Raw genomic sequence first — 26579 nt, forward strand, 5'->3', positions numbered from 1 at the left:
TGAAACAGAACAAAGTCAGGTGAAGGTTAAAACGTCAATTTCTGGTTATTCCGCCAAATTATGATGCAAATGTGCATAGAGCAGAATGGCGTCAAAATGAATAAAACAAACGCTTTTTATGACATATTGCTCGAATCATGCATCTTCATTCACACCAGCTCATACATTCTCATTCGCCTGAGTGAGAGCACGATGAATATTCAGGCATCTGTTCGAATGTAACAACACACCGTTAAACGAAAGTAAAATTTATCAAATTAAAGTTTTAAAGGCATATATTCCGAAAAAACGCGGTTATCTTCGACATTATCACTATATTACCGACTTGCATCTTGCTCTCATCCTTGCCATAAATGTGAGTCCGACCTCATTTTAATGCAGGTCATCCTCTGGCTACCTTCCTGTACTGGAAGACAAATTAAGCCCGAGGATCAGTTATGGATATATAAGAAAGGACACCCAATGAGTAAGCTGTATGTCGGCTCTGAAGTCGGTCAATTGCGCAGAGTGTTGTTAAATCGTCCCGAGCGCGCACTCACCCACCTTACCCCTTCTAATTGCCAGGAACTGTTGTTTGATGACGTTCTAGCTGTAGAAGCCGCTGGGGAAGAACACGATACGTTCGCCCAGACTCTGCGAGATCAAGGTGTAGAAGTTCTGTTGCTGCACGATCTTCTGGTCGAGACACTTGCCGTACCTGAAGCGAGAACATGGCTGCTGAATACTCAGATTTCTGACTTTAGATACGGTCCTACTTTTGCTCGTGAGCTGCGTAGCTACCTGAGTGAAATGGATGACGAACATCTCGCAACCGTATTGCTGGGTGGTTTAGCCTATTCAGAGTTGCCCATCGCTTCTTCTTCCATGCTGCCTAAAATGCATCAGCCACTGGATTTTGTGATTGAGCCTTTGCCTAACCATCTGTTTACCCGTGATACCTCTTGCTGGGTATACGGCGGTGTGTCACTGAACCCTATGATGATGCCTGCGCGCCAACGTGAGACCAACCATCTGCGCGCAATCTATCGTTGGCACCCAGTATTTGCCGGGCAGGATTTTATTAAGTACTTCGGTAACGAAGATCTGCACTACGACAATGCAAATATTGAAGGTGGCGACGTACTGGTTATTGGTAAAGGCGCGGTTCTGATTGGTATGTCCGAACGTACCACTCCTCAAGGGGTAGAAAACCTGGCGGCTGGCTTGTTTGAAACTGGTCAGGCAACGGAAGTGATCGCTATTAATCTGCCGAAACATCGCTCCTGCATGCACTTAGATACGGTGATGACGCATATGGATGTCGACACGTTCTCCGTTTACCCGGAAATCATGCGAAACGATCTGGAAACCTGGCGTCTTACCCCTAATGGCGGCAAAGCCATGAACGTTGAGCAAGTTCCTAACTATATCCACGCCGTAGAGCAGGCGCTTGGTCTGGATCAGTTAAAAATCATCACTACAGGTGGTGACAACTACGAAGCGGAACGTGAACAGTGGAACGATGCCAATAACGTTCTTACGGTGAAACCGGGTGTGGTTGTGGCATATGAGCGCAACGTTTACACCAACGAAAAATACGATAAAGCTGGCATTGAAGTTTTAACCATACCTGGCAATGAACTGGGTCGTGGTCGTGGTGGCGCTCGTTGCATGAGCTGCCCAATCGAAAGAGATGGAATCTGATATACCCGCTCTCCTTAGCCTGACTAATAATTGGGCTGCTAAACTGAAAAGGTTGATGCTATGTGCATCAACCTTTTTTTGATTACACAAAAATAATCATTCACAAAAAGTGAATTTATATGTATAAGTAGATTTTAACGCACCGGCAATACCCAAGGAAGATTTATGGCTTTCAATTTACGTAATCGCAATTTCCTTAAGCTGCTTGACTATACGCCTAAAGAAATTGAGTTTCTGATTCAGCTGTCGCAGCAACTTAAAGCTGCCAAATACTCAGGCACAGAGCAGAAGAAACTGGTCGGCAAGAATATCGCATTAATATTCGAAAAAGCGTCTACCCGTACCCGATGCGCATTTGAAGTCGCGGCGTTCGATCAGGGAGCCCAGGTTTCTTACATTGGTCCATCTGGCTCTCAGATTGGACACAAAGAATCGATGAAAGATACCGCGCGTGTTCTTGGCAGAATGTACGATGGCATTCAGTACCGGGGGTTTGGTCAGGACATTGCTGAAGAACTGGGAGCGCACGCAGGTGTACCTGTCTGGAATGGGTTAACCGATGAGTTTCACCCTACTCAGATTCTGGCAGACTTCCTGACCATGCTGGAACACAGCAAAGGTAAGCAGCTTCACGAAATCCAATTTGCCTACCTAGGTGATGCCCGTTACAACATGGGTAATTCACTACTGGTTGGTGCGGCTAAAATGGGGATGCACTTTACGGTAGTAGCTCCGAAAGCTTACTGGCCAGATGCAGAATTGATTGACGAATGCCAAACCATCGCTCAGTCCACGGGTGCTCAACTTCACTTTACAGAAAGCGTAACAGAAGGCGTAAAAGGTGCCGATTTCCTCTACACAGATGTTTGGGTATCGATGGGTGAAGCACCGGAAGCCTGGGACGAGCGTGTCGCTCAGATGACCCCATACCAGGTAAATACCGAAGTTATGCAGGCAACGGGTAACCCTAATGCCAAGTTCATGCACTGTTTGCCAGCCTTCCACAACGATGAAACTGTGATTGGTAAAGAGATCGCGGAGAAGTACGGATTACAAGGCTTAGAGGTAACGGAAGAGGTGTTTGAATCTGAGCAGTCGATTGTCTTTGATCAGGCAGAAAACCGAATGCACACCATCAAAGCGGTGATGGTAGCGACTCTCGGATAAAAACCTGATGTAATCGCTTGCGATCACGTTCCTTAGGCGTATAATTCTCCGCAATTTGTCTGAGGAACGATTAATGAAACCAACACTCATCTCTGCTCTAGCGATGATTAAGAAGCATCAAGGCTTCCCTGTTTTGTTTTATTGTTCCCGTAGTAATTTTTAAAGCCTCCCTATTTAGGGGGGCTTTTTTATGGCATCACCATAGGGAAGAAGATCATGGCGAACTCACTCTATCAAAAGCACATCATCTCCATTTCAGAGCTGTCGCGCGATGAATTGGAACTGATCGTGAAAACCGCGGTTCAGTTAAAGAAAGAGCCACAACCAGAGCTCATCAAAAACAAAGTCATCGCAAGCTGTTTCTTTGAACCTTCCACTCGTACGCGTCTGTCATTCGAAACAGCGGTACAGCGCATTGGTGGAGACGTGATTGGTTTCGACAACGACGGCAACACTTCGCTGGCTAAAAAAGGCGAAACGCTGGCCGATTCTGTTCAGGTTATCTCTTCTTACGTGGACGCTTTTGTTATGCGTCATCCACAAGAAGGTGCCGCGCGTCTGGCGTCTGAGTTTTCCAATAACGTGCCTGTGATTAACGCTGGCGACGGTGCGAACCAGCACCCTACACAGACTTTGCTGGATCTGTTCAGCATTTATGAAACACAGGGTCGCTTAGACAACCTGAATGTCGCGTTTGTAGGCGACCTGAAATACGGACGCACGGTTCACTCACTGACTCAGGCTCTGGCAAAATTCGATAACAACCGTTTCTTCTTCATTGCCCCAGAAGCACTGGCGATGCCGGATTACATCTGTGAAGAACTGGACGACGCAAACATTCAATACAGCCTGCACACCGAAATGGAAAGCGTGGTTCCGGAACTGGACATCCTGTATATGACGCGCGTGCAGAAAGAGCGCTTCGACGAGTCTGAATATGCTCACATCAAGTCCGCTTACGTTTTAACTGCCGCGACCCTGACTGAAGCGAAAGACAACCTGAAAGTACTTCACCCGTTGCCACGCGTGGATGAAATCACCGTCGATGTTGATAAAACGCCGTACGCATACTTCTTCCAGCAAGCAGAAAACGGCGTATATGCCCGTGAAGCGCTTCTGGCACTTGTTCTTAACGAAACTCTGTAACAGGGAGAATCATCATGGCTAAAGAAACTCAATTGCAAGTTGAAGCAATTCGCAACGGCACAGTGATCGACCATATCCCTGCGCACATTGGTATTAAAGTGCTTAGACTGTTCGACATGCACAATTCTGAGCAGCGTGTCACCGTTGGTCTGAACCTGCCTTCTTCAGCACTCGGAGCCAAGGACCTGCTGAAGATTGAGAACGTGTTCATCAATGAAGACCAGGCGCAAAAACTCGCGCTGTACGCACCACACGCGACAGTAAATCAGATTGAAGAATACAAGGTCGTGAAAAAGCTGGCGCTTTCGTTACCGGAACGTATTCAAGGCGTTTTTGCCTGTCCGAATTCAAACTGTATCTCTAATTTCGAACCTGTAGACACGGTATTTTCTTTGTTAGAGCGTAATGGTGACGTGAGACTTAAATGTAAATACTGCGAGAAATCCTTCTCACGCGAGATCGTCACCGAGCTGTAATAGCGGCGGTTTAAAGTAGAGAAAACAGAAAGCGACCATCAGGTCGCTTTTTTGTGTTAACTGCCCTGAATTTAACCAAAATGACGCTTTTCCAGCTCATCCTGTGCAGATTGAGTAAAGAACAATGATACTGGTTAGAAACGTCTGAAAATTCGCTTGCAGGTGCCCTGTTATGTTATTACATTTAGCCCTTTATCGATAACGCCAGAATTCAATGCTGACACGGACGTACAACAAAACCTGTTCAATGCTCGCCATCGCTGCGGTGGTGTGGATGAGTACTGCGTACGTTTTACACAGTCAGGACTGGGAACCCGCTCATCATGAGGATCATATCTGTGAGCTGTTTTCCATCAGTAAGCACGCCATTTCTGGATCAATCATAACTGTTCCTTATGTGCCGCACGTTTTCTGGACCAAGGCCTATGATGTCCTGAAACCTGATCGCGCACCGCTGCCATCCTATTACGCGCGTTCACCTCCTCTGTCTGAGTCTATTACTCACAATTCGTAATATTTTCACTTATAAATCAGAGGTAAACATGAACCACGTATTCAAACTTTCACTATTGGCAGCCGCAATCGTTACAACATCAGCACAGGCAGAAGAATTTCGTCAGCACGACGCACACGTACACGGTGTAGTTGAGCTGAATATTGCTCAGGATGGCAACGAGCTACTGATGGAAATTCACGCACCAGGTGCAGATGTGGTTGGTTTTGAAAGTGCGCCTAAAAATGCAGAGCAAACCAAGCAGTTAAAAGAAGCACTAGCGACGCTGAATCAGGCTAATAACGTCATGACGCTTTCTTCTGCTGCGCACTGTAAAGCAACGTTCACAGAAGTTCGTCATACTCTTGGCGAAGACGAGTCCCATGATGATCATGACCATGATAAGCACGATCATGACAAACACGAACATCATGACCACGATAAGCACGATCATGACAAGCATGAACATCATGACCACGATAAGCACGATCATGACAAACATGAACATCATGACCACGACAAACACGATCATGACAAGCATGAACACCATGACCACGACAAGCACGATCATGATAAACATGAGCACCATGACCATGAAGGACATGACCATGAGGAACATGGTGGTCACGGCGAGTTCATTGTTGAATACCACTTCGACTGTGAACACATCGAAAAGCTGAGCCAGATCGATACACAGTGGTTTAAGCAATTCCCGTCAACGGAAAAGATGTCGGTTAACATGATTACAGATAAAGCGCAGGTTGCCACTGAGCTTACTCCCAATAATCACAAAGTTTCGTTCTAAACCAGCGAATCTTGAGATATAAAGCAACATAGCGACATTGATACCCAGCCGTCAGGCTGGGTATTTGATCCACAAGATAACAAATAACAATAGACGGATTACACCATGCCAGACTCTCCAACGTCTTCGCAGATCATTACTTTGCAAGACATCCGTTATGCCTGGGCACCGGATGCTCCGGATACACTGATCATCGATGAATTTTCCATCCAGGCAAAAGAGCGTGTGTTTATTAAAGGTCCCAGTGGGTGTGGGAAATCCACTCTGCTCGGATTACTCACCGGTATTCTGACACCTCAGAAAGGCAGCGTTAACCTATTAAACGAAGCGGTATCTGAGCTTTCACAGGGCAAAAGAGACCGTTTCAGAGCCGATCACATTGGCTATATCTTCCAGCAATTTAACCTGCTTCCGTACCTGTCGGTCATCGATAATGTTCTGCTTCCCTGTCAGTTTTCCAGCACCAGAAAAAACAAAGTAAAACAATCGCTGGAGCAAGAAGCCAAACATCTGCTTGAACGACTTCATCTGCCAAAAGAAAAGATTCATACACCAGTCATAGACTTGAGTATTGGTCAGCAACAACGTGTCGCGGCTGCCCGAGCTCTCATTGGTCACCCGGAGCTGTTGATTGCAGATGAACCCACTTCGGCACTCGACCATGACAACCGAGAAGCCTTTATTGAACTTCTGATGGAAGAAGCTTCACAAGCGAATACCACACTGGTTTTTGTCAGTCATGACCCGACACTCGAACCTTTCTTTGATCGCACCATCGATCTCCCTACTATCAACCAGGCAGCAGGAGGGCGAGGATAATGGCCATTTTTCATTTAGCCCGAAAAAGTTTAGGGAACCGTAAAGCCACTGCGCTGCTGACCATTTTGACGGTCGCGATTTCCGTGGTTCTGCTGCTCGGCGTAGAACGCATCCGAACACAGGCAAAAAGCAGCTTTGCCAATACCGTATCCGGCACCGATCTGATTGTGGGTTCGCGTTCAGGGCAAGTGAACCTGTTACTGTATTCGGTTTTTCGAATCGGCAATGCCACCAACAACATTGATTGGAAAAGCTTTGAAGAATTCAGTCAGCATCGCTCAGTCAAATGGGCTATCCCGATGTCGCTTGGTGACTCACATCAGGGTTTCCGGGTACTGGGGACCAATCAAAGTTACTTCGAACATTTCCGATACGGTAAGAAACAGCCTCTCTCACTCAGGGAAGGAAGACCATTTGACAGTCTGTTTGAAACCGTTATCGGCGCAGATGTCGCAAAGACACTGAACTACAAAATTGGCGACGAGATCATCATCGCCCACGGAATCGCAGACAAAGCATTTAACCGCCACGACAATCTGCCATTTAAGATTGTCGGCATCTTTGCACCAACGGGCACCCCGGTTGATAAAACGGTTCACGTATCGCTGCAAGCCATCGAAGCCATTCATGTTGGTTGGGAGTCTGGTGCAAAAATTGGCAATACGCCAAGTGCAGAACTGCTAGAACAGCAAAATTTTCAGCCAAAACAAATCACTTCCTTTATGCTTGGGCTGAAATCGAAGATTCATACCTTCGCCCTGCAACGACAAATCAACACCTACACCAAAGAACCTTTGAGCGCTATTTTACCGGGCATCGCCCTGCATGAGCTCTGGGGCATGATGTCGGTTGCCGAACAGGCACTGCTTGCGGTATCAGGGTTTGTGGTTGTCGCAGGTTTACTGGGCATGCTCAGCAGCCTCCTGACCAGCCTGCAGGAGCGTCGGCGTGAGATGGCGATTTTGCGAGCCATGGGAGCCAGACCAAAACATATTTTCTTTTTGCTCATCAGTGAAGCCAGTGCATTAACACTGGCAGGGATTATGTTTGGCGTCGCACTTCTTTACATTTTAATCGCAATAATCAGCCCCATCATCGCGCAATTGTATGGCATAAATATAGAGCTCATTGCATTAAGCGCCCACGAGTGGATGTTACTTGGATTAGTGCAGAGCGCAGGTATACTGATTGGGTTTATCCCCGCATTCAGGGCGTACCGTCAGTCTTTGGCAGACGGCATGACAATAAGGATTTAAAGGAAACCTCATGAAAAAGATTCTGCTCCTTCTTTGTTGCTGGTTAGGTTTTTTGTCACCAGTACAAGCAGAAAAAGTCGTAGTCGAAAAAGTCTCTGCAGAAACGCTCACTCTGGACTGGATAGATCTAATTCCAGAAAGTGAACGCCAGCAGTTTACCGCTGGTGGTATGCCAGTCACAGATCACACCAATGCAAACGTCCAACAATCCAAAGTTGGCAGCGTGCGTCAGGAATTGCATGGCAGTCAGGTAAAAATCCCTGGATTTGTTATTCCTTTAGAAGGCGATGACAAGAAAGTCACCGAGTTTTTATTGGTGCCTTACTTCGGTGCTTGTATCCACGTTCCGCCTCCGCCACCAAATCAAATCATCTACGTGAAGTTCAAAGAAGGTGCACCTATCCACCAGCTTTGGGACGTGATTTATGTTGTGGGAACGTTGAAAACTGAGACCATTAATTCCGATTTGGCTGAGACAGGTTATCTGATCGAAGGAATTAAAATAGAAGAGTACGACGACGCTTAAGCCGCATAAAATATGAGTGTTTGGTCTACCTTATTGAATCCTTCATTACACAATGAAATTTGAGAGGTAGGCTAACACTGCGATGTAAATCAAAAGCAAGAGCGCAACGGACACGTGCTTCTTGAGCTTATCTCCTTTGATAAACCGCATATCACCTCCAATATACTCGCAACAATTTTAACAAATCGTTAGCAAGCCGAATAGTCAAAATCTTGATAAAGTTCCAATAACAATGCTGGACTCGCCCCAGAGAGTGAATTTAGTATATTAATGCAGCACTTAAACTTTATTTGGAATCGAATCAATGGCAGACGACAAAAAGCCTGTAGTCATAGAGCAAACCAGCACCAAAAGCACTTCCAACAAAAAGAGCAGTTACATACGTGACAGTGCCAGCCGCGTTATCCAAATCGCTCAGGTTCATGAGCTGGATGCTCTGCTACAGGATGAAAAACCACAGAAGTCTGCGTTAGAACGAGCCATCAGCCGCCAGAAAAAGAGACAAGAGCAGCGTCAGAAGAATCTGGAACAGATCCTGAAGTTTGCCCATGCCAGTTGTAATAACGAAACCGCAGGTGAACCCGATGCCGACTGGCTACATCGCTTCTTCGATATGGCACAGGATATCCATAATTCCTCAATGCAAAAGCTCTGGAGCCAGGTGCTAAAGCGCGAAATCACCAATCCGGGCTCAACATCAATGAAAGCCTTACAGGTGCTGAAAGACATGTCTCCAAGGGAAGCGCAAAACCTTCAGCGCGCGGCATCTCTGGCATGCAGCTTTGGTAGCGATAACAGTAAGAAGCTACTGCTGGGCTTTAAATCGAAAGACGGCTTTTTCGGTTTCTACAAGAAAGAGAACACCAGTGTTGTAAACATGGGGACGTACCAGCTTCCCTATTCAAGTCTATTGCACCTTATTGAGTTGGGATTGGTGCTGGGCACAGAGCTGGAATCCGGTGAGGTGGAAGTCGACCCTGCCTTAATGGTGAGTTATCAGGGCAAGAACATTGCGCTTCAGCCAATGAGCAAAGGCATTCGCCTGCTGTACTATCGTTTTACCCCCACAGGAGACGAGCTTTGTCGCCTGCTGGGGAACAAACCCAACACCAACTATTACGATCAACTGCTCGCTCTTCTGGCACAAAAATTCACGGTTCAGACGGAAGCAGGAAGCAACGTTAATCAGAGCGTTTAAGCCAGATTAACAACCCGCTCAAAATCAAAAAGGGAATCATTCAGTGATTCCCTTTACTACTTCTAACTCGTTTTTTTCTACGCGTTATTTGATGATTCCGCGTTGGCGTAAATCAGCTAGGCAAAGCTCAACCAGCTCGTCAATCGTCTTCTCACCAGCTGGTAGATCGATTTCCGGATTTTCAGGCGTTTCGTATTCAGAGTCGATACCTGTGAAGTTTTTGATTTCCCCTGCGCGTGCTTTCTTGTATAGACCTTTCGGGTCACGCTCTTCACACACGTCCAGAGACGTATTGACGAAAACTTCGATGAACTCGCCTTCGTCCAGCATATTGCGAACCATCTGACGCTCTGCACGATGCGGAGAAATAAACGCAGAAAGCACAATCAAACCAGCATCTGCCATCAGCTTAGCCAGTTCACCAATTCGGCGAATGTTCTCGCGGCGATCTTGCGCCGAGAAGCCTAAATCAGAGCACAAGCCGTGGCGTACATTGTCGCCATCAAGCAAATAAGTGTGGTAACCCATCTCGGCTAATTTCACTTCTAATGCGCCAGCAACCGTAGACTTACCAGCACCAGACAAGCCAGTGAACCACAGCACAGCAGGTTGTTGGTTTTTCTGCTTAGCACGAGACGTTTTATCGACAGAATGCTGATGCCATACGACGTTTTCATCGCGCTCTACAGTTACTGTTGTCATTTTCTAGTCCTTTATTTACTGCCACCTCACCCAATTGGCGGTGGACTTAAAATGGAAAAAAGTATGGGATCAGTGTCAGCACCAATACTGAGTAAACCAAAGAAATGGGTAACCCGACCCTGATGTAATCCGTTATGTGGTAATTACCCACGCTGTAAACCAATAAGTTCGTTTGGTAACCGTAAGGCGAGATAAAGCTCGCGCTGGCTCCAAACAGTACTGCCATGATGAATGGCATTGGGTCTACGCCATAGCCGATGGCCATACTGTAGCCAAGAGGAAATGCCAAAGCAGCCGCCGCGTTATTGGTGATGAGTTCCGTCAAGACAAGCGTCAGCAGATAGGTCGCAATCAACCCTCCTAACACCCCCCAGCCATTGAAGGCTTCGATAAACATGTCGCCGATTTTCACAGACAGCCCGGAGGACATCATCAGTTGTGCTATCGTCAGCGCACTGCCCACAATCACGACAATATCGGTTGGGAATCGTCGTCTCAGTTCGTTGAACGTAACGGTTCCTGCCGCTAAAAGGATCAACAGATAGCCCGCCAGACCTTTTAACAAAGGCAATACATCCAGCAGAGCCAAACCAATCACTGTGGCAAATCCTGCCAATACCATGGCGGACTTATTAGCATCCAATCGTGCTGTGGAATCCAGATCGTTAACCAGTACAAATTCACGTGAATGTGACTGACGCTCAGCTTCAAATCGTTTACCGGGAACAAGAACCAGAGTATCTCCAGCGGTCAAACGTACGTTCCCCAAACCACCCTCTAAGCGCTCGTGACCGCGGCGAATCGCCACCACAACGGCGTCAAAGCGTTCACGGAACTGGGAAGATTTCAGCGTTTTGTTGCAAATCGATGCCGATGAGCTCACCACTACTTCAACAAAGCTCTGACCGTTAAGGTGATGCTGACCAAAAAGCGTTAGCCCTTGGATCTCTTGTAGAGTCGCAACACTTTCTACATCGCCACAAAACAACAAACGATCTTTCGCCTGTAATACAAAGTCCGGATCCACCGATGCCGTGGTTTCACCGTTGCGGATCACTTCTGCAAGGAAAAGTTTTCTCAGTGCTCGCAGATTGTTTTCAGCAATGGTTCTTCCAACCAGAGGCGACCCTGGTTCAACAATGGCTTCTAAGAAGTAAGGAAGATCATCCTGAGATTGATCATCATGATTAGGCAGAAGGTAGCTCAGTGGAATCAAAATCAGCATCCCACCCACCAATACGGATAAACCAATCATGGTTGGCGTAAAAAAATTCAGGCTAGGTAACCCGGCATCTTCTACAAAGCTGTTGATGATCAGGTTGGTGGAGGTACCGATAAGCGTCAATGTACCGCCAAGAATCGCCGCGTAGCTGAGCGGAATCAGCAAACGTGATGGTGAATGTTGCTGATTGCGTTTTATCGCGCCAATGAGTGAAACAACTACGGCAGTATTGTTGGTAAAAGACGACAATAAAGCCGTTGAAACCCCAAGCTTAGCGACAACAGTTCCTAAGCGTCCTTCTGAAATATGTCGGCTTACCCAACTGATTAAGCGGGATTTTTCTAACGCACACGACACCAGAATCAACAGCACCAATGTCAGCAAAGAAGAGTTAGTAAAGTTTGCAGCGATATCGGTGATGTCACTCAGTCCGGCCATATAAGCAAGAAACGCCGCACCAGCAAAAACAATACTCGGCTTAATGCGCGTGACCAGTAAACAGGTCACGATGCCAAGTAGCACTGCTAATACAAATCCTTGTTCCCACATACCCTACTCTCTGAGAAAAGTAAGGGAGCGTTTTCGCTCCCTTATTTAAGGGCTCTCACCCTTGAGCTTATTTAAGTAATTTACTTAAGTCTTTTGCATCCCAATGCGGGAAGTGCTTGCGAATCAGAGCATTCAGTTCCAGTTCAAAGGCAGAGAAATCTCCAACTTGAACTTCAGCTTCGCTCAGACGCTCGCGAATCAGACCCGCACCTACCGTGACATTGGTCAGGCGGTCGATGATGATGAAACCACCGGTATCCGCACAGTCTTGGTACGCATCCAAGGCTACCGTTTCATTCAGAGACCACTCACAAGCAGCGATACCGTTCAATGGTACTTCTTGCGCATCATGCTGAGACAGGTTGTTGATGTCGTACTGGTATTGAATCGCTTCAACCTGACCAACGGTTTTCTTACCCGCGATCTTGATGTCGTATTCTTTACCTGGCTTAAGTGCGTCTTCTGTCATCCAGACTACGTCTGCCAGCACGCGGTTGGTTGAGTCGATGTCCGCATTTTCCAGAACAATCAAGTCACCACGGCTGATGTCGATTTCATCTTCAAGTGTTAGCGTTACTGCCTGACCTGCAAATGCAGATTCTAGATTTCCGTCGAAAGTCACAATGCTTTCTACTTTCGATGTTTTACCCGATGGCAGAGCGCGAATCGCATCACCCACTGAAATAGAACCAGAAGACACAGTGCCCGCGAAACCACGGAAGTCGAGGTTTGGACGGTTAACGTACTGAACCGGGAAACGGAACTCGCCGTCGCCTTTCTCCTGATCTACATCTACATCTTCCAGTAGCTCAAGCAGTGATGGACCTTCGTACCAGCTCATTGGCTCGCTCTTATCCACCACGTTGTCGCCTTCCAGAGCTGAAATTGGGATCAGCTGGATGTCGATGTTACTTTCAAGCTTCTTAGAGAACTCCAGGTACTCTTGCTTGATTTGCTCGTAACGCTCTTGAGAAAACTCCACCAAGTCCATTTTGTTGACTGCCACAATAAAGTGACGAATACCCAACAGACTTGAGATAAATGAGTGACGACGCGTTTGATCCAGAACGCCTTTACGCGCATCCACAAGGATGACTGCTACGTCACACGTCGACGCACCGGTCGCCATGTTACGCGTGTACTGCTCATGTCCCGGAGTGTCGGCGATGATGAACTTACGCTTCTGCGTCGAGAAGTAACGGTACGCTACGTCGATAGTGATCCCTTGCTCACGCTCGGCTTGTAAGCCGTCAACCAGAAGTGCCAGGTCAGGCTTCTCACCTGTGGTTCCCACACGTTGGCTGTCAGAGTGAACTGCCGCTAGCTGATCTTCATAAATCTGCTTGGAGTCATGCAGCAAGCGACCGATTAATGTACTTTTACCATCATCTACTGAACCACAAGTCAGGAATCTAAGTAGAGATTTGTGTTGGTGTTGATTGAGGTAACCTTCGATCCCCAATTCGGCTAATTGAGCTTCAACAGCACTGTTCATGATTTCTTTCCTTAGATTTAGAAGTAGCCTTGACGTTTCTTAAGTTCCATCGACCCTGATTGGTCGTGGTCGATAGCACGTCCCTGACGTTCACTGGATGTAGCCACCAGCATCTCTTCGATGATTTCTGGTAGTGTGGTTGCTTCAGATTCAATCGCACCCGTTAGTGGGTAACAACCAAGAGTACGGAAACGAACGCTTAGCTCTTCTACTTTCTCATCTGGACGAATTTCCATGCGATCATCATCAACCATGATCAGCATGCCATCGCGCTCTACTACTGGGCGTTTTTCTGCCAGGTACAGAGGCACGATTTCAATGTTCTCCAGAAGGATGTATTGCCAGATGTCTAGCTCGGTCCAGTTTGAAAGTGGGAATACACGAATGCTCTCCCCTTTATTTACCTGACCGTTATATGTTTTCCAAAGCTCAGGACGCTGGTTTTTCGGGTCCCATGTGTGGTTCTTGTCGCGGAAAGAGTACACGCGCTCTTTAGCACGAGACTTCTCTTCGTCACGACGGGCACCACCAAACGCAGCATCAAAGCCGTATTTGTTCAAAGCTTGCTTCAAACCCTGAGTTTTCATGATGTCGGTGTGCTTGGAAGAACCGTGCGTAAACGGACCAACACCCATGGCTAAACCTTCTGGGTTCTTGTGGACCAAAAGGTCAAAGCCGTATTTCTCTGCAGTGCGATCGCGAAATTCGATCATTTCTCGGAATTTCCAGTCGGTATCCACGTGCAGTAGTGGGAAAGGAATTTTCCCCGGGTAGAATGCTTTACGTGCTAAGTGCAACATTACCGATGAGTCTTTACCGATGGAGTACATCATGACAGGGTTGTCGAACTCAGCAGCTACTTCACGGATGATATGAATGCTCTCCGCTTCCAACTGCTTTAAGTGAGTTAATCGTTGTTGATCCATTTTCTATCGCTTCCTTTAAGGCTCGTCGACGAGCTTTCAAATTGCTCAGAGTCGAACAAGAGTTACGCAAAACTCATTGCAGGCTCTAAATCTTGTTGGTTTTCACCAAACCAGCTCAGCTTGCTAGACAGACTAACCACTTCCCCTACCACAATGAGGGAAGGCGACTCCGCATGCGCGGCTAAATCTGCCAACTCACTTAGCTGGCCTTTGAATACTTTCTGACAGGATTGAGTACCACGTTCGATGATGGCGATCGGGGTTGAGCTGTCCCGACCATGCTCGATCAACTGCTCCTGAATGTAGCTTGATTTCATCAGCCCCATGTAGATAACTAGGGTCTGATTACCACGTGCCAATGTTGACCAGTCCATCTGATCGCTTTCTGCTTTGAGGTGACCAGTAATGAACATGGCAGACTGAGCATAATCACGATGCGTAAGAGGGATCCCCGCATAAGCTGTTGCCCCTGCTGCAGCGGTAATGCCTGGAATAACCTGAAACGGGACACCCGCATCAAAGAGTACTTCCAGCTCTTCACCGCCACGACCAAATACAAACGGATCGCCACCTTTAATACGCACAACCCGATGACCCTGGCGAGCAAAATCCACCAGCAATTGATTGGTCTTCTCCTGAGGCACACTGTGGTGCCCTGCGCGTTTTCCGACACACACCAGAATGGTGTCGTCTGGGACCAATGCCATAATTTCATCAGATACCAGATAGTCGTATAACACGACATCGGCTTGTTGAAGGTAGCTCAGCGCCTTCAGTGTCAGCAATTCAGCATCACCAGGACCAGCCCCTACTAATGCCACTTCGCCCGGACGCAGTTTGCTTTTTCGAAGCGATTTCGAATGGTCTGCCACTAAACGAGGCTTTTTATTAGGGAATGTCAGTGTGTCTTTACCGGCCATGGTGCTCATCATCATTTTTCCTGTGATGATGGCATTATGACCAGCTACCGTTATTACCTGAAATTCTAAAATTTCATTTTTTATTCGAAAAGTTGATAAGAACAAAAAGGCATGAGAAATCAGCAATGAGCCAATTATTCATTTCGTGGCAAACTTTCCCTACATCGTCCTGAATTTCTATTTATAAGATGCGGTTTAATGAAGCAGTCAATTACAAACCCAACAGAAAATTTGGTCTTTGGCTAACACTCTGACATTTCCACCTTTACCCTAGATCACACAATTGATAAGCAAGACAAATCTGTTTCATGAATTTTTGTTACATTTCGACACGTCCATTTTCATCTTATTACTCTGGAGCAAATCATGAAGCTGGCTGTGAAACCTCTTTCCGTTGCAGTACTTGGCGGCATGTTAACCATTGCGGGTCCGGCAATGGCAGACACCATTAAATTAAGAATCATCGAAACGACAGATATTCACACCAATGTGATGGATTATGACTATTACAAAGACAAGCCATCTCAGAAAATTGGTCTGACGCGTGCAGCAACTCTGGTGAAAGAAGCTCAGAAAGAAGTGACTAACAGTGTTCTGGTCGACAATGGGGATCTGATTCAAGGTAGCCCAATGGGTGACTACATGGCTGCCAAAGGTATCGAAAAAGGCGAAGTTCATCCTGTTTATAAGGCGATGAACCAGCTTAACTACGATGTTGGTAACATTGGTAACCATGAGTTCAACTATGGGTTGGACTTCTTAATGGAAACGCTGGACGACGCCAACTTCCCTTACATTAGCGCCAACGTTTTCGATAAGAAAACCGGCGAGCACTACTTCACCCCGTACATCATCAAAACCCACCAGTTTAAAGACACCGATGGCGACATGCAGGAAGTCAAAGTGGGTTACATTGGCTTTGTACCGCCACAAATCATGGTTTGGGATAAGAAAAACCTTGAAGGAAAAGTCTTCGCAAAAGACATCAAAGAGACCGCCGAAGAACTGGTACCAAAGATGAAAGCAGAAGGCGCTGACGTGATTGTCGCGATTCCTCACTCCGGTGTATCAACCGACCCATTCAAAGCGGGTGCTGAAAACTCAACCTTGTACTTGTCTGAAGTAGAGGGAATTGACGCCATTGCTTTTGGTCATGCGCACGCCGTATTCCCGGGTAAAGGGTTCGATAACATTCAAGGCATCGATAACAAGAAAGGCACCATCAATGGTGTAGTTTCTGTCATGCCAGGTCGCTGGGGTAGCCATGTCGGTGTAATGGACTTGGTACTTGAAAAAGACGGTGAGGGCTGGAAAGTCTCAGGCGGGCAAGCAGAAGCACGCCCAATCTTTGATAAGAAAACCAAAAGTGCGCTGGCTGAGCCAGATCAAGCGATCGTAAAAGCGCTGGAATCCGATCACAAAGGCACGCGTGACTTTGTTAATCAACCAATTGGTAAAGCGAACGATGTGATGTACAGCTTCCTTGCGCTGGTTCAGGATGATCCAACGATTCAAATCGTCAATTTAGCGCAAAAAGACTACGTAGAACGCTTTATTCAGGGTGACCCTGATCTTGATGGCATTCCTGTTCTGTCTGCGGCTGCACCGTTTAAAGCTGGCGGTCGTAAAAATGACCCAGCTAACTTCACAGAAGTTGAGTCTGGCGAGCTGACCTTCCGTAACGCTGCGGATCTTTATCTATATCCGAACACTTTGGTTGCCTTGAAAGTCACAGGTAATGAAGTGAAAGAGTGGCTGGAGTGTTCTGCCGGGCAATTCAAGCAAATAGATGTGAACTCCACCGCCCCGCAAGGTCTGATTGACTGGGACGGTTTCCGTACCTACAACTTCGATGTGATTGACGGTGTGAACTACCAGATCGATATCACTCAACCAGCGAAATACGATGGCGACTGTAAAGTCATTAACCCGGACTCGGAGCGTATTATTGGTCTGACTTATCAGGGTAAGCCTATCGATATGAAGCAAGACTTCATCATCGCTTCCAACAATTACCGCGCCTACAGCAACAAGTTCCCAGGCACAGGTTCAGAATTTGTGGCGTTCGATGCCCCAGATGAAAACCGCACGGTTTTGGCGAATTACATTTCTCGTGTCAGTCAGGAAAAAGGTCAGTTTGCACCAAGTGCAGACAACAACTGGACATTTGCGCCGATCAACAGCAACACCAAGCTGAACATTCGCTTTGAAACATCACCTAGCGATAAGGCAGCTTCCTTTATTAAAGATAAAGGTCAGTACCCAATGGAGCGTGTGGCAACAGACGACGTAGGTTTCGGTGTCTACCGCTTAGAACTTCAGAAGTAATCTCTACCCAACTGAGCCAACTCTGATTAAGATAAACCGCAGCCAAGGCTGCGGTTTTTTAATGAGAGCAATAATGGATAAAAGATTTACAAAGTGTCTAGAAGACCTTGAATTATCACCTCTGGAAGTTGAGGAAATAAAACAGAGCGCTACCCTACTCGAACTCCCTACTCGACATATTCTGACGCATCAGGGGGAGTTTCCTTCGCACGTTTACTTCCTGCTGGAAGGGCTTTGCCACGCTTGTTACCTCACCAGTGATGGCAAACAGTACAGCAAAGAGTTCTACTGGGAGGTGGATTGGCTGATCAGCTTTGAAAGCCTGGTGAAGAGCGAGCCGTCTCCTTATCTTCTGGAATCGCTGACACCAATCAAACTGTTGTCGTTTCCGGTCGAATTGATCGAGCGTTGGCGAGCAGAATCTCACCCTCTGTATATTCGCCTGCTGGAAACCCAGTTGATGTATAAAGAAGGGAAAGAGCGCTTTATGCTGCTTCACTCGCCTGAAGAAAAATACAGCCTATTTTGTGAAACCTATCCAGAGTTGCTATCACGTGTGACCGACTACCAGATTGCAGCCTATCTGGGGATCACACACATCAGCCTCAGCCGGATCAAAAAGCGAATAAAGGATAAAATTAACAAAAGTTAACGAGTACTTACTTTGGTTGTCTTAAGTTGGTCTCTTACGTAATACGAGGTTCACTATGGCAAACTGGCAACTCCTTTCTTTTGATAAACTCTCTAACATCCAGCTCTACCAAATGCTCAAACTACGCGTGGATGTATTCGTGGTAGAGCAAGACTGCCCTTATCCCGAACTGGATGACAAAGACCATTTAGATGGGGTTTATCACCTGCTGGGTTACGAAGGAGAAGAACTTGTTGCTTGTGCCAGGTTGCTTGCCAGAGGGATCAGCTACCCAGAAACCACCAGCATTGGCAGAGTAGTAACCAAAGAAAGTGCCCGAGGTCATGGATTAGGGCATGAACTCATGGAGCAAGCGGTCACTCACCTGGAAATGCAATGGGGAAAAGTGGCAATCAAAATCAGTGCACAACAGCATTTGAGCGATTATTACAATCGACACGGTTTTGTTCAGTGCACTGAGATGTACCTTGAAGACGGTATTCCACATATTGGCATGATAAGAGAGCCTAAGTAACGTGCCGCTCGCTCCGACTAATTTAGCGCTTCTGTTCTTAATCATCGGTAACCTGCTGGCCGCCATTTCGGATGTCGCAGTTAAGATGCTTGATGATGGAGCCAGCGTGTTTCAGTACATGTTCATACGCCAACTCATTTCGGTTCTGGTGATATTGCCACTTTTTCTGCGTTTGCAACCGACGGAAAGAAGGTTGAAAGGTGCCAGTATCAATTTACTTCGCGCCCACCTTATCTTAGTTGGCAGTGGATGTATGATGGTAGCAATTACTCACTTACCGCTCGCTACTGCTAATGCCGTCTTTTATGCCGCGCCACTATTGATGCTTCCTCTGTCTTTGTGGGTATTGAACGAAAAACCCGCCACAGGAAAAGTATTTGGTACTCTTGTCGGTTTTATTGGCGTGTTGTTGGTGCTGCGACCTTCCCAATTCCATTGGGCTGCAATTTTTGCTTTGGGCACCGCCATCACACTGGCGCTGTTCAATGTTCTGGTGCGTAAACTGCCGGGTAATCAGCCTGTATCTGCCACACTCTTCTGGACTTCTTTGTTCTCCCTCCCCGTTTCCGGGATATTAGCTTGGTTCCACTGGCAACCTCTTTCCATGACTTCTCTGGTCTGGATTGTTCTGAGCGCTGCCTGCATTCTTTCCTACAATGGTTTTGCTGTGGCGGCTTATAAGAAAGCGGAAACGTCTCAAATTGCGCTAGCAGAGTATTCTGGTCTGTTATTTGTCACCTTATTTGGCATCTGGTGGTTTGCTGAAATACCCGACTGGCTGACTGCCATAGGTATCTTGCTGATTGTCTTACCAATGATGCCAATAAAAAACGTTAAGAAGCCTCATTCTCCGCAATAACGTCTAAACTTTTTATGACATGGTGAATACTTCAGCACTTTTATCCGGTCTTTGTTGAAGTTAATACGCTATTCCTGAATGTTCTCTGCTCATCGCAAACATTTCAGAATGGCATCACTGAATTCATACAAAGGTGCAGATATCCGTGGCTGAATATGCGCAACAGTTTAATCTTTGGGCGTCGCAACAGACACTCCTGAGCTTGATGCTTGGGATTGTTCTGATTTCGTATTTGCTTGAAGACCTTGCCATATTGGGCGCAGCCGGACTCGCTACTCAAGATGCCATGCCAACTTCCATGGCATTGCTGGCTATATTTATCGGCATTGCGACAGGCGACCTGGGGTTATATTACCTGGGCAAGTGGGCGCAACGTTCTCGTTGGTTGCGCTACCGACTGCTTTCTCACAAGTCTATGCGCTGGGTGCGGAACAAACTGCACACACGCCCCATCTTTAATTTATTCATTATCCGCTTTATTCCGGGGTTGAGAACGCTGGGTTATTCCCTTAGCGGTTTCTTTCAGCTTCCACTGGTATCTTTTATGGCTGCCGTTTTGTTTGCTACAGCGTTATGGACAGCGCTTATCTTTGGCTGCACTTTCTGGCTTGGTCAACAAGCCTGGATTCAAGCCAGCTCTCATCAATGGTTATTGGTTCCGGTGCTCTTCATCACCCTAATCACAGGTAACCGACTCATGAAATCTCGTTTTTCGGGGAGAATACAATGACAAGTTCGCCGATGGCACTGAATAGCCAGATTGAAGCGATCGAAGTAGATACGGGCATCAACAAAGGCATGCCGAAGTTTATACAGGATCAACAAGGCAGTATTTCACCTTATGAATTTTTGCCTGCCTGGGTTTTCTACACACCTGTCGTTCTGCAGAGCCTTGCACTGGCGCTTCGTTACGGAGACGTTCGTTTACCACTGGTGGCAAACCCTTCTATCAAACTGAGTGGCATGGTGGGTGAGTCAAAGCACGACATTCTTTCTTTGGCAGGTGACTATGCCAAACAGTGGATTTCCCCGTTTATCACCATGACACAAAACGGGGAAAGTAACGCACTTCAGGCAGCTCATGCCTATGAGCTAATGCAACAAAATCAGTTGGATTTTCCAATTGTCGCCAAACCAGACCTTGGCTGTCGTGGCGCAGGCGTAAAGTTGCTGCAAAATCTGGAACAACTGGAAGCGTATTTTGCGAGTTTTCCATTGCACTCACGCTTTCTGCTGCAGGAAAAAGCCCCGTACCCTGCCGAAGCCGGTGTGTTCTACATACGTTACCCGGGGGAAAAACGCGGTAAGGTTATTTCTCTGACTCTCAAGTACGCGCCCTTTGTGACCGGAGATGGAGTCTCCACACTCAAGCAACTTATTGAATCCGATTCCCGCGCAGGTCAGTTAACACATCTGTATTTCCCTCGCCATCAGGACAAACTCAATCTCGTACTGGATAAAGGTGAATCTTTTCAGTTGGCATTTGCGGGAAGCCATAGCCGGGGCAGCATATTCCGCAATGGCAACGAATTTATTTCGGATGCTCTGGCTCGTCAGCTCGACCGTATTTTTGATGATGTGGACGGTTTTTGTTATGGCCGCCTCGACATCAAGTTTCAGGATATTCACCAGCTCATGGATGGAAAGAACTTCACCATATTGGAAATCAATGGTGCCAGTTCAGAGGCTGCACACATTTGGGACAGAAAAACACCTCTTAAAGAGATTTTTTCTACTTTGCTTTTTCAATATCGAACGCTGTTTGCGATCGGCGCACTGCAAAAGAAAGCCGGACACAAACCACCGTCTATCAGTCAGCTTCTGGCTGCGTGGCGGGAAGAAAAACAGCTTGTCAGTGTGTATCCGCAAACCGACTAGAATAAGGATAACTTATGCAAATTGCGCCTATTTCGCTTACTGCCCCCGTTCAGGGTTTTTCAGCCACCATTACTGGCACCATTGAAACTATCGAGCAAGGTATTGCTCTGTTGATGCAAATCGGCAATGAAGACTATCAAAAAGCGGCACCTCCTCTGGTAACGAGCTCTATGGGAGAGCATTGTCGCCACGTTCTGGATATCTTTCATGCGCTCTCTGATTTTGAAAATGGCGTTGACTATAACCAACGCAGGCGGGGTCATGATGTGGAAAAAACGCGAGAACTTGCCATTGTAGAGTTCCTGTCAATTAAGCAATGGTTAAGTCAGCTGACTCCCGATGAAATCAAGCAGACAGTCACGGTAAAAACGGAAGTTGCGTTATCAGAAACTCTGAGCGCAGAAGTGTCTGCACAGCTGGAGAGAGAAATCGCCTTTGCTGCCGCCCATGCCACTCACCATTATGCTCTGATGAAGGTGCTGGCTATTCAGCTTGGGTATCAAACCGATAAAGAATTGGGGTTTGCTCCGGCAACATCTTCTTACCTAAGGGAGAAGAGTTGATGTGTACCGTATCTTGGCTTCTGACCGACAACGGCTATCAAGTATTTTTCAACCGGGATGAACAGAAAAGCCGGGCACAAGCGGTGCCACCAACGCCATTTTGCCAACAAGGTGTTGAATACCTGATGCCTGTCGACCCGGATGGCGGAGGCAGTTGGATAGCCACCAATGAACATGGCCAGTCCATTTGCCTGCTCAATTACTACCAGGGGGTGATGCCAAAAGGAGAACTTACCAGCCGCGGGCAATTGGTGAAATCTCTCGCATCATTCACCAACTACGCTCAGGTAGACGAGTACTTGCAATCCATTGAACTCTCGCAATTCGCGCCGTTTTCAATGCTGATATTTGAGCCGGATCTGACCAAACATAACTCCACAGTAAAAGGAGTGTGCTGGACAGGGCAATCTCTGGTGTACATCCGTCCCAATCCACCTTTGATTTCATCGTCGGTCGATTACCAAATGGCGTTTGAACTGCGCAGCGAATGCTATCAGTCGTTTACGGCTATCGAAGCTAATGTGGATCAACTGCTGGCCTTTCACTCATCTCATATTCCAAGCAAGGGACATCTTTCGACCTGTATGCACCGCAAAGACGCGCACACCGTCAGCTTTACGCACATTCTGGTCAATGAATCCGAAAAAGGCATGAGTTACTACCCAGGTTCACCCTGTACTGGTGTCAGTGAATCCTATCTGACCCAAAACCGAATTTCATTACTTCCTACATCGAATGTAAAAATCGCATAGCGAGGATCTAACTATGAAACGCATTATCGTTATTTTATGTACTGCATTACTCGGGCTGTTTTCTTCATTAAGCTATGCTGCCGACCCTATCTATACTGGCTTCTTCAGCAATAAAGCCATATCAGGCTATGACGCTGTGAGTTACTTTGAAGCTAGCGAGCCACAAAAAGGGAACAGTGATTACAAGATTGAGTATCAGGGAGCCAACTGGTATTTCACGTCCAAAGAAAACCTCGATAAGTTCGTTAAAAACCCCGAGAAATACGCGCCACAATATGGTGGCTATTGTGCATGGGCAGTCGGAGAGAAAAACGACACCGCACCCGGTGACCCACTTCAGTGGAACATTGTGGATGGCAAGCTTTACCTCAACTACGATGCCGATATCAAATCTCGCTGGGAAAAAGACATTCCAGGCTTCATTGAAAAAGGTGATCAAAACTGGCCATCTTTGGTGAGCAACTAGGAGAACCCTATGCAGACTTCTCCTTTTCAGCTTCCGGCAAAAACACCATTTCGCATTGTAGAAAGAGTGGCAGAACGATTAACTGGGCTGAGTTATTTAGATTCGCTCTACCAAAAGCGACCTATGGATCTCGATTGCTTTGAGTTTATGGATTACACCCTCTCAGCACTCAATATTGATTACAGAGTACAGCAAGGTTCATTGGACAGTATTCCGGAATCGGGACCCGTTGTGATCGTCGCAAATCACCCTTTGGGGGCAATTGAAGGGGTCATACTGGCAGCGCTGGTGAGGCACCGTCGCCCCGACGTTAAAGTCATGGCGAACGAGATGCTAAAGCAATTGCCAGAACTGTCTGATCTGTTTATCGGGGTAGACGTTTTCGAATCGAAAAAGGCAATGAAAACCAATTTAACGGCTATGCGCCACGCTCATCAGCACCTTGCAGATGGCAATGCGTTGATCATTTTCCCTGCCGGTGAGGTGTCTACGTTCCAGGATACCCAATTGCAGGATAAAGCGTGGAGCCGCTCGGTAGCCAAACTGGTCAAAAAAAGTGAAGCCACCTGTGTGCCTATCTACATTGAAGGCAGAAACAGTTCACTGTTCTACTTTGCAGGTAAAATTCACCCGCTGCTGCGTACTGCAATGTTAGGCAGAGAAATGATCGGAAAAAGCTCTTCCCAGATCCAGTTAGCGATAGGCGAACCGATCCTTTACTCGGAGCTTAAATCTCTGGAAACCGAGCAAGATCTGGTGCATTACCTGAGGTTGAACACTTACTTGCTGCGAAAGCAACAAACGGAATCAGAACATGAGTTAGCCTCTCAGTTCTCGGTTCCGGTCAGAGATGCTGTTGATCCCTTGGTACTAAAAGATGAGATCGAATCACTTCCAGGCGACACGCGTCTGATCTCTCAAGGTGATTTTCATGTTTTCTGCGCTCGGAAAGCGCAGATCCCGAATATCATTCAGGAGATAGGAAGGGTTCGTGAAGCCAACTTTCGAGATGTCGGTGAAGGCACCGGAAAAACACTCGATCTCGATCATTACGACGAGTACTACGATCACCTGTTCATCTGGCATGAAAAAGATCAACAATTGGTTGGCAGTTATCGCCTGGGAAAAGTAGATAAGATCTTAGAGAAGCAAGGTCTGGAAGGGCTCTACTCCCGCAGCCTGTTTAAATACAGTCAGAAATTTATCGAAAGCTTAGATCAATCCATAGAACTAGGGCGTTCTGTGGTCAACAAACCCTATCAGAGAAACATCCAGTCTCTGCTTATGCTTTGGAAAGGGATCGCCAGTTACGTCTACAAGAACCCTGAATACACACATCTGTTTGGTCCTGTCAGCATCAGTAATGATTACAGTCAGGTAGCCAGACAATTGATGGCGAGCTGCCTGTCGATTCACCATTACGATCAGCACAAAGCAAATCTGGTTTCACCATCGGTACCACTCAAAGAAGATCGCAATGTGTTCTGGCGCAACGACATGTTAAGTGCTTTGGGTAGTGTTCAACTGCTTTCTAAGGTACTGGCAAGGATGGAAAAAGGAAAAGGCCTTCCTGTTTTACTAAGGCAGTACTTAGGGCTGAATGGTCAGTTGGTTTGCTTTAATGTCGACCCAGAATTCAACGACGCACTGGACGGTCTGATTGTTGTCGATTTGCTGAATGTTCCGCAAAAGACGCTCGGAAAATATATGGGTAAGGAAGAATCTGTCGCTTATCTGGCACACCATGAATAAACTCAAGGGGCTTCATTATGAAGCCCGAGTTTTCGATTATTTACTTCGTCCAAAACTACCATCAGACAACCGGAAGAACATGACTGAGCCGGTTCGACTTTCCAACTGTAAGATGTCGAGCTTTCCAGCATCATCTAACTTGAAACGAATCAGTTGCCCTTCCCGAATTTTACTTAGTGGCTTATCTAAACCTTCAATTTTGACCAAGGCATTCAAATCCGCCATGGGTAAAGAGTTCGCTCGAAATACCTGAGCCAGTGTGTCGCCGCCCTTGACTGTGTATTGCTCCCAAGTGTCCTCTCGGGAAGAAGACGAGTTATTGGAAGTTTGCTCACTTAACCCCGTAGTGTTGATTTCCAAAGGCTTGCGTGTGTTTTCCGCTTGTTGTTCTGTTGCATCAGGTGCGTTTTCTTCACCAGACACAGGAATAAGAAGCAACACAATCACCACCGCCGCTAAGGAGGGAATAGCACGGCGATGTAATTTAGGTAAATCTAACCAACGCGTTTTGACCGATTTCGCTTTCTCTCGCCAATCGACCTTTTCTATTTTACTTTTGAATTGTTCGAATATTCCCGGCTGGCGCGAACGTGCCACTCTCCGATTCATAATGCTTACACCCTAACGAACTGTCTTCCTATTATCCATGAACCTGCGCAGCGAAAAAAACTCAGTGCAACACAAGTTAACAGTATCTTGACTTATATTGGCATTTGACGTTTCTTCGCGCTAGTAGAACTGCTATCCTTTTGCTGCACAAACTCACACAATAGAGAGACAAGATGTCTGAAATCAAATTAGAAACCGTAGAGCAGAAAGCGAGCTACGGAATTGGTCTGCAAATGGGTCAGCAACTTGCGGGCAGTGGTCTTGAAGGTCTGAACGTTGACGCTATCGCAAAAGGTATCGCGACAGCACTAACTGGCGACATGCCAGAAATCGAAGTTGATGAAATCAACAACGCACTTCAAGAGCTTCACACTCGTGCAGAAGCAGCACGTGCAGAAGCGGCTAAAGCGGCAGCAGCAGACGGCGAAGCTTTCTTGAAAGACAACGCTCTACGTCCAGAAGTAACAGTACTTGAGTCTGGTCTACAGTACGAAGTTATCACTGAAGGCACTGGCGAAATCCCATCTTCTGACAAAACAGTTCGCGTTCATTACCACGGTGAACTGACAGACGGTACTGTATTCGACAGCTCTGTTTCTCGCGGTCAACCTGCAGAATTCCCTGTAACAGGCGTAATCAAAGGCTGGGTTGAAGCACTTCAACTAATGCCTGTAGGTTCTAAGTGGAAACTATACATTCCTCAAGACCTAGCGTACGGCGAACGTGGTGCTGGTGCATCAATTCCTCCATACGCTGCTCTAGTATTCGAAGTAGAACTACTGGCTATCCTGTAATTTCTATTCGTCTCAAAAATGAAGCGGTG

Annotated in this window: 27 protein-coding genes; 21 read left to right on the plus strand and 6 right to left on the minus strand. The window is 46.8% G+C overall.

Features of this window, described 5'->3' with window-relative positions; translation table 11 throughout:
- Window positions 1-462 precede the first annotated feature (462 nt).
- The 10 genes from arcA to RH89_RS02655 all read left to right on the plus strand — a co-directional run bounded on the left by arcA (window position 463) and on the right by RH89_RS02655 (window position 9569).
- A complete protein-coding gene (arcA, locus tag RH89_RS02610; RefSeq protein WP_004398418.1) occupies window positions 463-1683 on the plus strand; it encodes an arginine deiminase in 1221 nt (406 codons plus the stop codon).
- Between the two features lie 165 nt (window positions 1684-1848).
- Window positions 1849-2850, plus strand: coding sequence for an ornithine carbamoyltransferase (argF, locus tag RH89_RS02615; RefSeq protein WP_004398419.1), 1002 nt, complete (start codon window positions 1849-1851; stop codon window positions 2848-2850).
- 216 nt (window positions 2851-3066) lie between these two features.
- A complete protein-coding gene (gene pyrB / locus RH89_RS02620; RefSeq protein WP_004398420.1) occupies window positions 3067-3996 on the plus strand; it encodes an aspartate carbamoyltransferase in 930 nt (309 codons plus the stop codon).
- A 14-nt stretch (window positions 3997-4010) separates the two neighbouring features.
- On the plus strand, window positions 4011-4472 hold the full coding sequence (gene pyrI, locus RH89_RS02625) for an aspartate carbamoyltransferase regulatory subunit (protein WP_004398421.1): 462 nt from the start codon (window positions 4011-4013) through the stop codon (window positions 4470-4472).
- Between the two features lie 214 nt (window positions 4473-4686).
- The gene (locus RH89_RS02630) at window positions 4687-4986 is read left to right on the plus strand and encodes a DUF2607 family protein (protein WP_080563948.1); all 300 of its coding nucleotides are present in this window, start codon (window positions 4687-4689) and stop codon (window positions 4984-4986) included.
- Between the two features lie 28 nt (window positions 4987-5014).
- Window positions 5015-5770 (plus strand): zinc uptake protein ZrgA, encoded by a 756-nt coding sequence (gene zrgA / locus RH89_RS02635; RefSeq protein WP_004398423.1) that lies wholly within the window; start codon window positions 5015-5017, stop codon window positions 5768-5770.
- A 105-nt stretch (window positions 5771-5875) separates the two neighbouring features.
- The gene (locus tag RH89_RS02640) at window positions 5876-6589 is read left to right on the plus strand and encodes an ABC transporter ATP-binding protein (protein ID WP_004398424.1); all 714 of its coding nucleotides are present in this window, start codon (window positions 5876-5878) and stop codon (window positions 6587-6589) included.
- Window positions 6589-7845, plus strand: a complete 1257-nt coding sequence (locus tag RH89_RS02645) for an ABC transporter permease (protein ID WP_004398425.1) — start codon at window positions 6589-6591, stop codon at window positions 7843-7845. The genes RH89_RS02640 and RH89_RS02645 overlap by 1 nt, the downstream gene beginning before the upstream one ends.
- A gap of 10 nt (window positions 7846-7855) precedes the next feature.
- On the plus strand, window positions 7856-8371 hold the full coding sequence (locus RH89_RS02650; RefSeq protein WP_004398426.1) for a DUF3299 domain-containing protein: 516 nt from the start codon (window positions 7856-7858) through the stop codon (window positions 8369-8371).
- Window positions 8372-8675: 304 nt separating this feature from the next.
- A complete protein-coding gene (locus RH89_RS02655; protein ID WP_004398427.1) occupies window positions 8676-9569 on the plus strand; it encodes a TIGR03899 family protein in 894 nt (297 codons plus the stop codon).
- Between the two features lie 84 nt (window positions 9570-9653).
- On the opposite strand, the gene cysC is transcribed toward RH89_RS02655, so the two are convergent.
- The 5 genes from cysC to cobA form a co-directional block, all read right to left on the minus strand.
- Entirely contained in the window at window positions 9654-10271 is a 618-nt protein-coding gene (gene cysC / locus RH89_RS02660) for an adenylyl-sulfate kinase (RefSeq protein WP_004398428.1), read from the minus strand.
- Between the two features lie 46 nt (window positions 10272-10317).
- Complete coding sequence (locus tag RH89_RS02665; RefSeq protein WP_004398429.1) at window positions 10318-12042, minus strand: SLC13 family permease; 1725 nt, start codon at window positions 12040-12042, stop codon at window positions 10318-10320.
- A 67-nt stretch (window positions 12043-12109) separates the two neighbouring features.
- On the minus strand, window positions 12110-13537 hold the full coding sequence (gene cysN / locus RH89_RS02670) for a sulfate adenylyltransferase subunit CysN (protein ID WP_004398430.1): 1428 nt from the start codon (window positions 13535-13537) through the stop codon (window positions 12110-12112).
- 17 nt (window positions 13538-13554) lie between these two features.
- Window positions 13555-14463, minus strand: coding sequence for a sulfate adenylyltransferase subunit CysD (gene cysD / locus RH89_RS02675; RefSeq protein WP_004398431.1), 909 nt, complete (start codon window positions 14461-14463; stop codon window positions 13555-13557).
- Window positions 14464-14525: 62 nt separating this feature from the next.
- The gene (gene cobA, locus RH89_RS02680; protein WP_038143211.1) at window positions 14526-15383 is read right to left on the minus strand and encodes a uroporphyrinogen-III C-methyltransferase; all 858 of its coding nucleotides are present in this window, start codon (window positions 15381-15383) and stop codon (window positions 14526-14528) included.
- 366 nt (window positions 15384-15749) lie between these two features.
- On the opposite strand from cobA, the gene cpdB reads away from it, so the two are divergent.
- From cpdB to RH89_RS02730, 10 genes are all read left to right on the plus strand, one after another.
- A complete protein-coding gene (gene cpdB, locus RH89_RS02685) occupies window positions 15750-17711 on the plus strand; it encodes a 2',3'-cyclic-nucleotide 2'-phosphodiesterase (RefSeq protein WP_004398433.1) in 1962 nt (653 codons plus the stop codon).
- A gap of 73 nt (window positions 17712-17784) precedes the next feature.
- Window positions 17785-18363: a Crp/Fnr family transcriptional regulator gene (locus tag RH89_RS02690; protein ID WP_004398434.1), complete on the plus strand. Its 579-nt coding sequence runs from the start codon at window positions 17785-17787 to the stop codon at window positions 18361-18363.
- 55 nt (window positions 18364-18418) lie between these two features.
- Window positions 18419-18877, plus strand: coding sequence for a GNAT family N-acetyltransferase (locus RH89_RS02695; RefSeq protein WP_004398435.1), 459 nt, complete (start codon window positions 18419-18421; stop codon window positions 18875-18877).
- A 1-nt stretch (window position 18878) separates the two neighbouring features.
- Window positions 18879-19736 carry a DMT family transporter gene (locus RH89_RS02700; protein ID WP_004398436.1) on the plus strand — a complete coding sequence of 286 codons (858 nt, stop codon included), beginning with the start codon at window positions 18879-18881 and terminating at the stop codon, window positions 19734-19736.
- Window positions 19737-19875: 139 nt separating this feature from the next.
- A complete protein-coding gene (locus RH89_RS02705) occupies window positions 19876-20466 on the plus strand; it encodes a DedA family protein (protein ID WP_038144737.1) in 591 nt (196 codons plus the stop codon).
- 11 nt (window positions 20467-20477) lie between these two features.
- Complete coding sequence (locus RH89_RS02710) at window positions 20478-21614, plus strand: hypothetical protein (RefSeq protein ID WP_038144739.1); 1137 nt, start codon at window positions 20478-20480, stop codon at window positions 21612-21614.
- Window positions 21615-21628: 14 nt separating this feature from the next.
- Window positions 21629-22177: a hypothetical protein gene (locus RH89_RS02715; RefSeq protein WP_004398439.1), complete on the plus strand. Its 549-nt coding sequence runs from the start codon at window positions 21629-21631 to the stop codon at window positions 22175-22177.
- On the plus strand, window positions 22177-22929 hold the full coding sequence (locus RH89_RS02720) for an NRDE family protein (protein WP_004398440.1): 753 nt from the start codon (window positions 22177-22179) through the stop codon (window positions 22927-22929). The genes RH89_RS02715 and RH89_RS02720 overlap by 1 nt, the downstream gene beginning before the upstream one ends.
- 13 nt (window positions 22930-22942) lie before the next feature.
- Window positions 22943-23395: a YHS domain-containing (seleno)protein gene (locus tag RH89_RS02725; protein ID WP_004398441.1), complete on the plus strand. Its 453-nt coding sequence runs from the start codon at window positions 22943-22945 to the stop codon at window positions 23393-23395.
- A 9-nt stretch (window positions 23396-23404) separates the two neighbouring features.
- Complete coding sequence (locus RH89_RS02730) at window positions 23405-25147, plus strand: lysophospholipid acyltransferase family protein (protein ID WP_004398442.1); 1743 nt, start codon at window positions 23405-23407, stop codon at window positions 25145-25147.
- A gap of 36 nt (window positions 25148-25183) precedes the next feature.
- On the opposite strand, the gene RH89_RS02735 is transcribed toward RH89_RS02730, so the two are convergent.
- The gene (locus RH89_RS02735; RefSeq protein ID WP_038144729.1) at window positions 25184-25756 is read right to left on the minus strand and encodes a LysM-like peptidoglycan-binding domain-containing protein; all 573 of its coding nucleotides are present in this window, start codon (window positions 25754-25756) and stop codon (window positions 25184-25186) included.
- A gap of 173 nt (window positions 25757-25929) precedes the next feature.
- Between RH89_RS02735 and bamJ the strand changes: the two genes are divergently transcribed.
- A complete protein-coding gene (bamJ, locus tag RH89_RS02740) occupies window positions 25930-26550 on the plus strand; it encodes a BamJ family beta-barrel-assembly machinery protein (RefSeq protein WP_004398444.1) in 621 nt (206 codons plus the stop codon).
- Window positions 26551-26579 lie beyond the last annotated feature (29 nt).

Origin of the sequence: Vibrio nigripulchritudo ATCC 27043, assembly GCF_000222685.1 — a bacterium.
In the GTDB taxonomy this organism is placed as follows: Bacteria; Pseudomonadota; Gammaproteobacteria; order Enterobacterales; family Vibrionaceae; genus Vibrio; species Vibrio nigripulchritudo.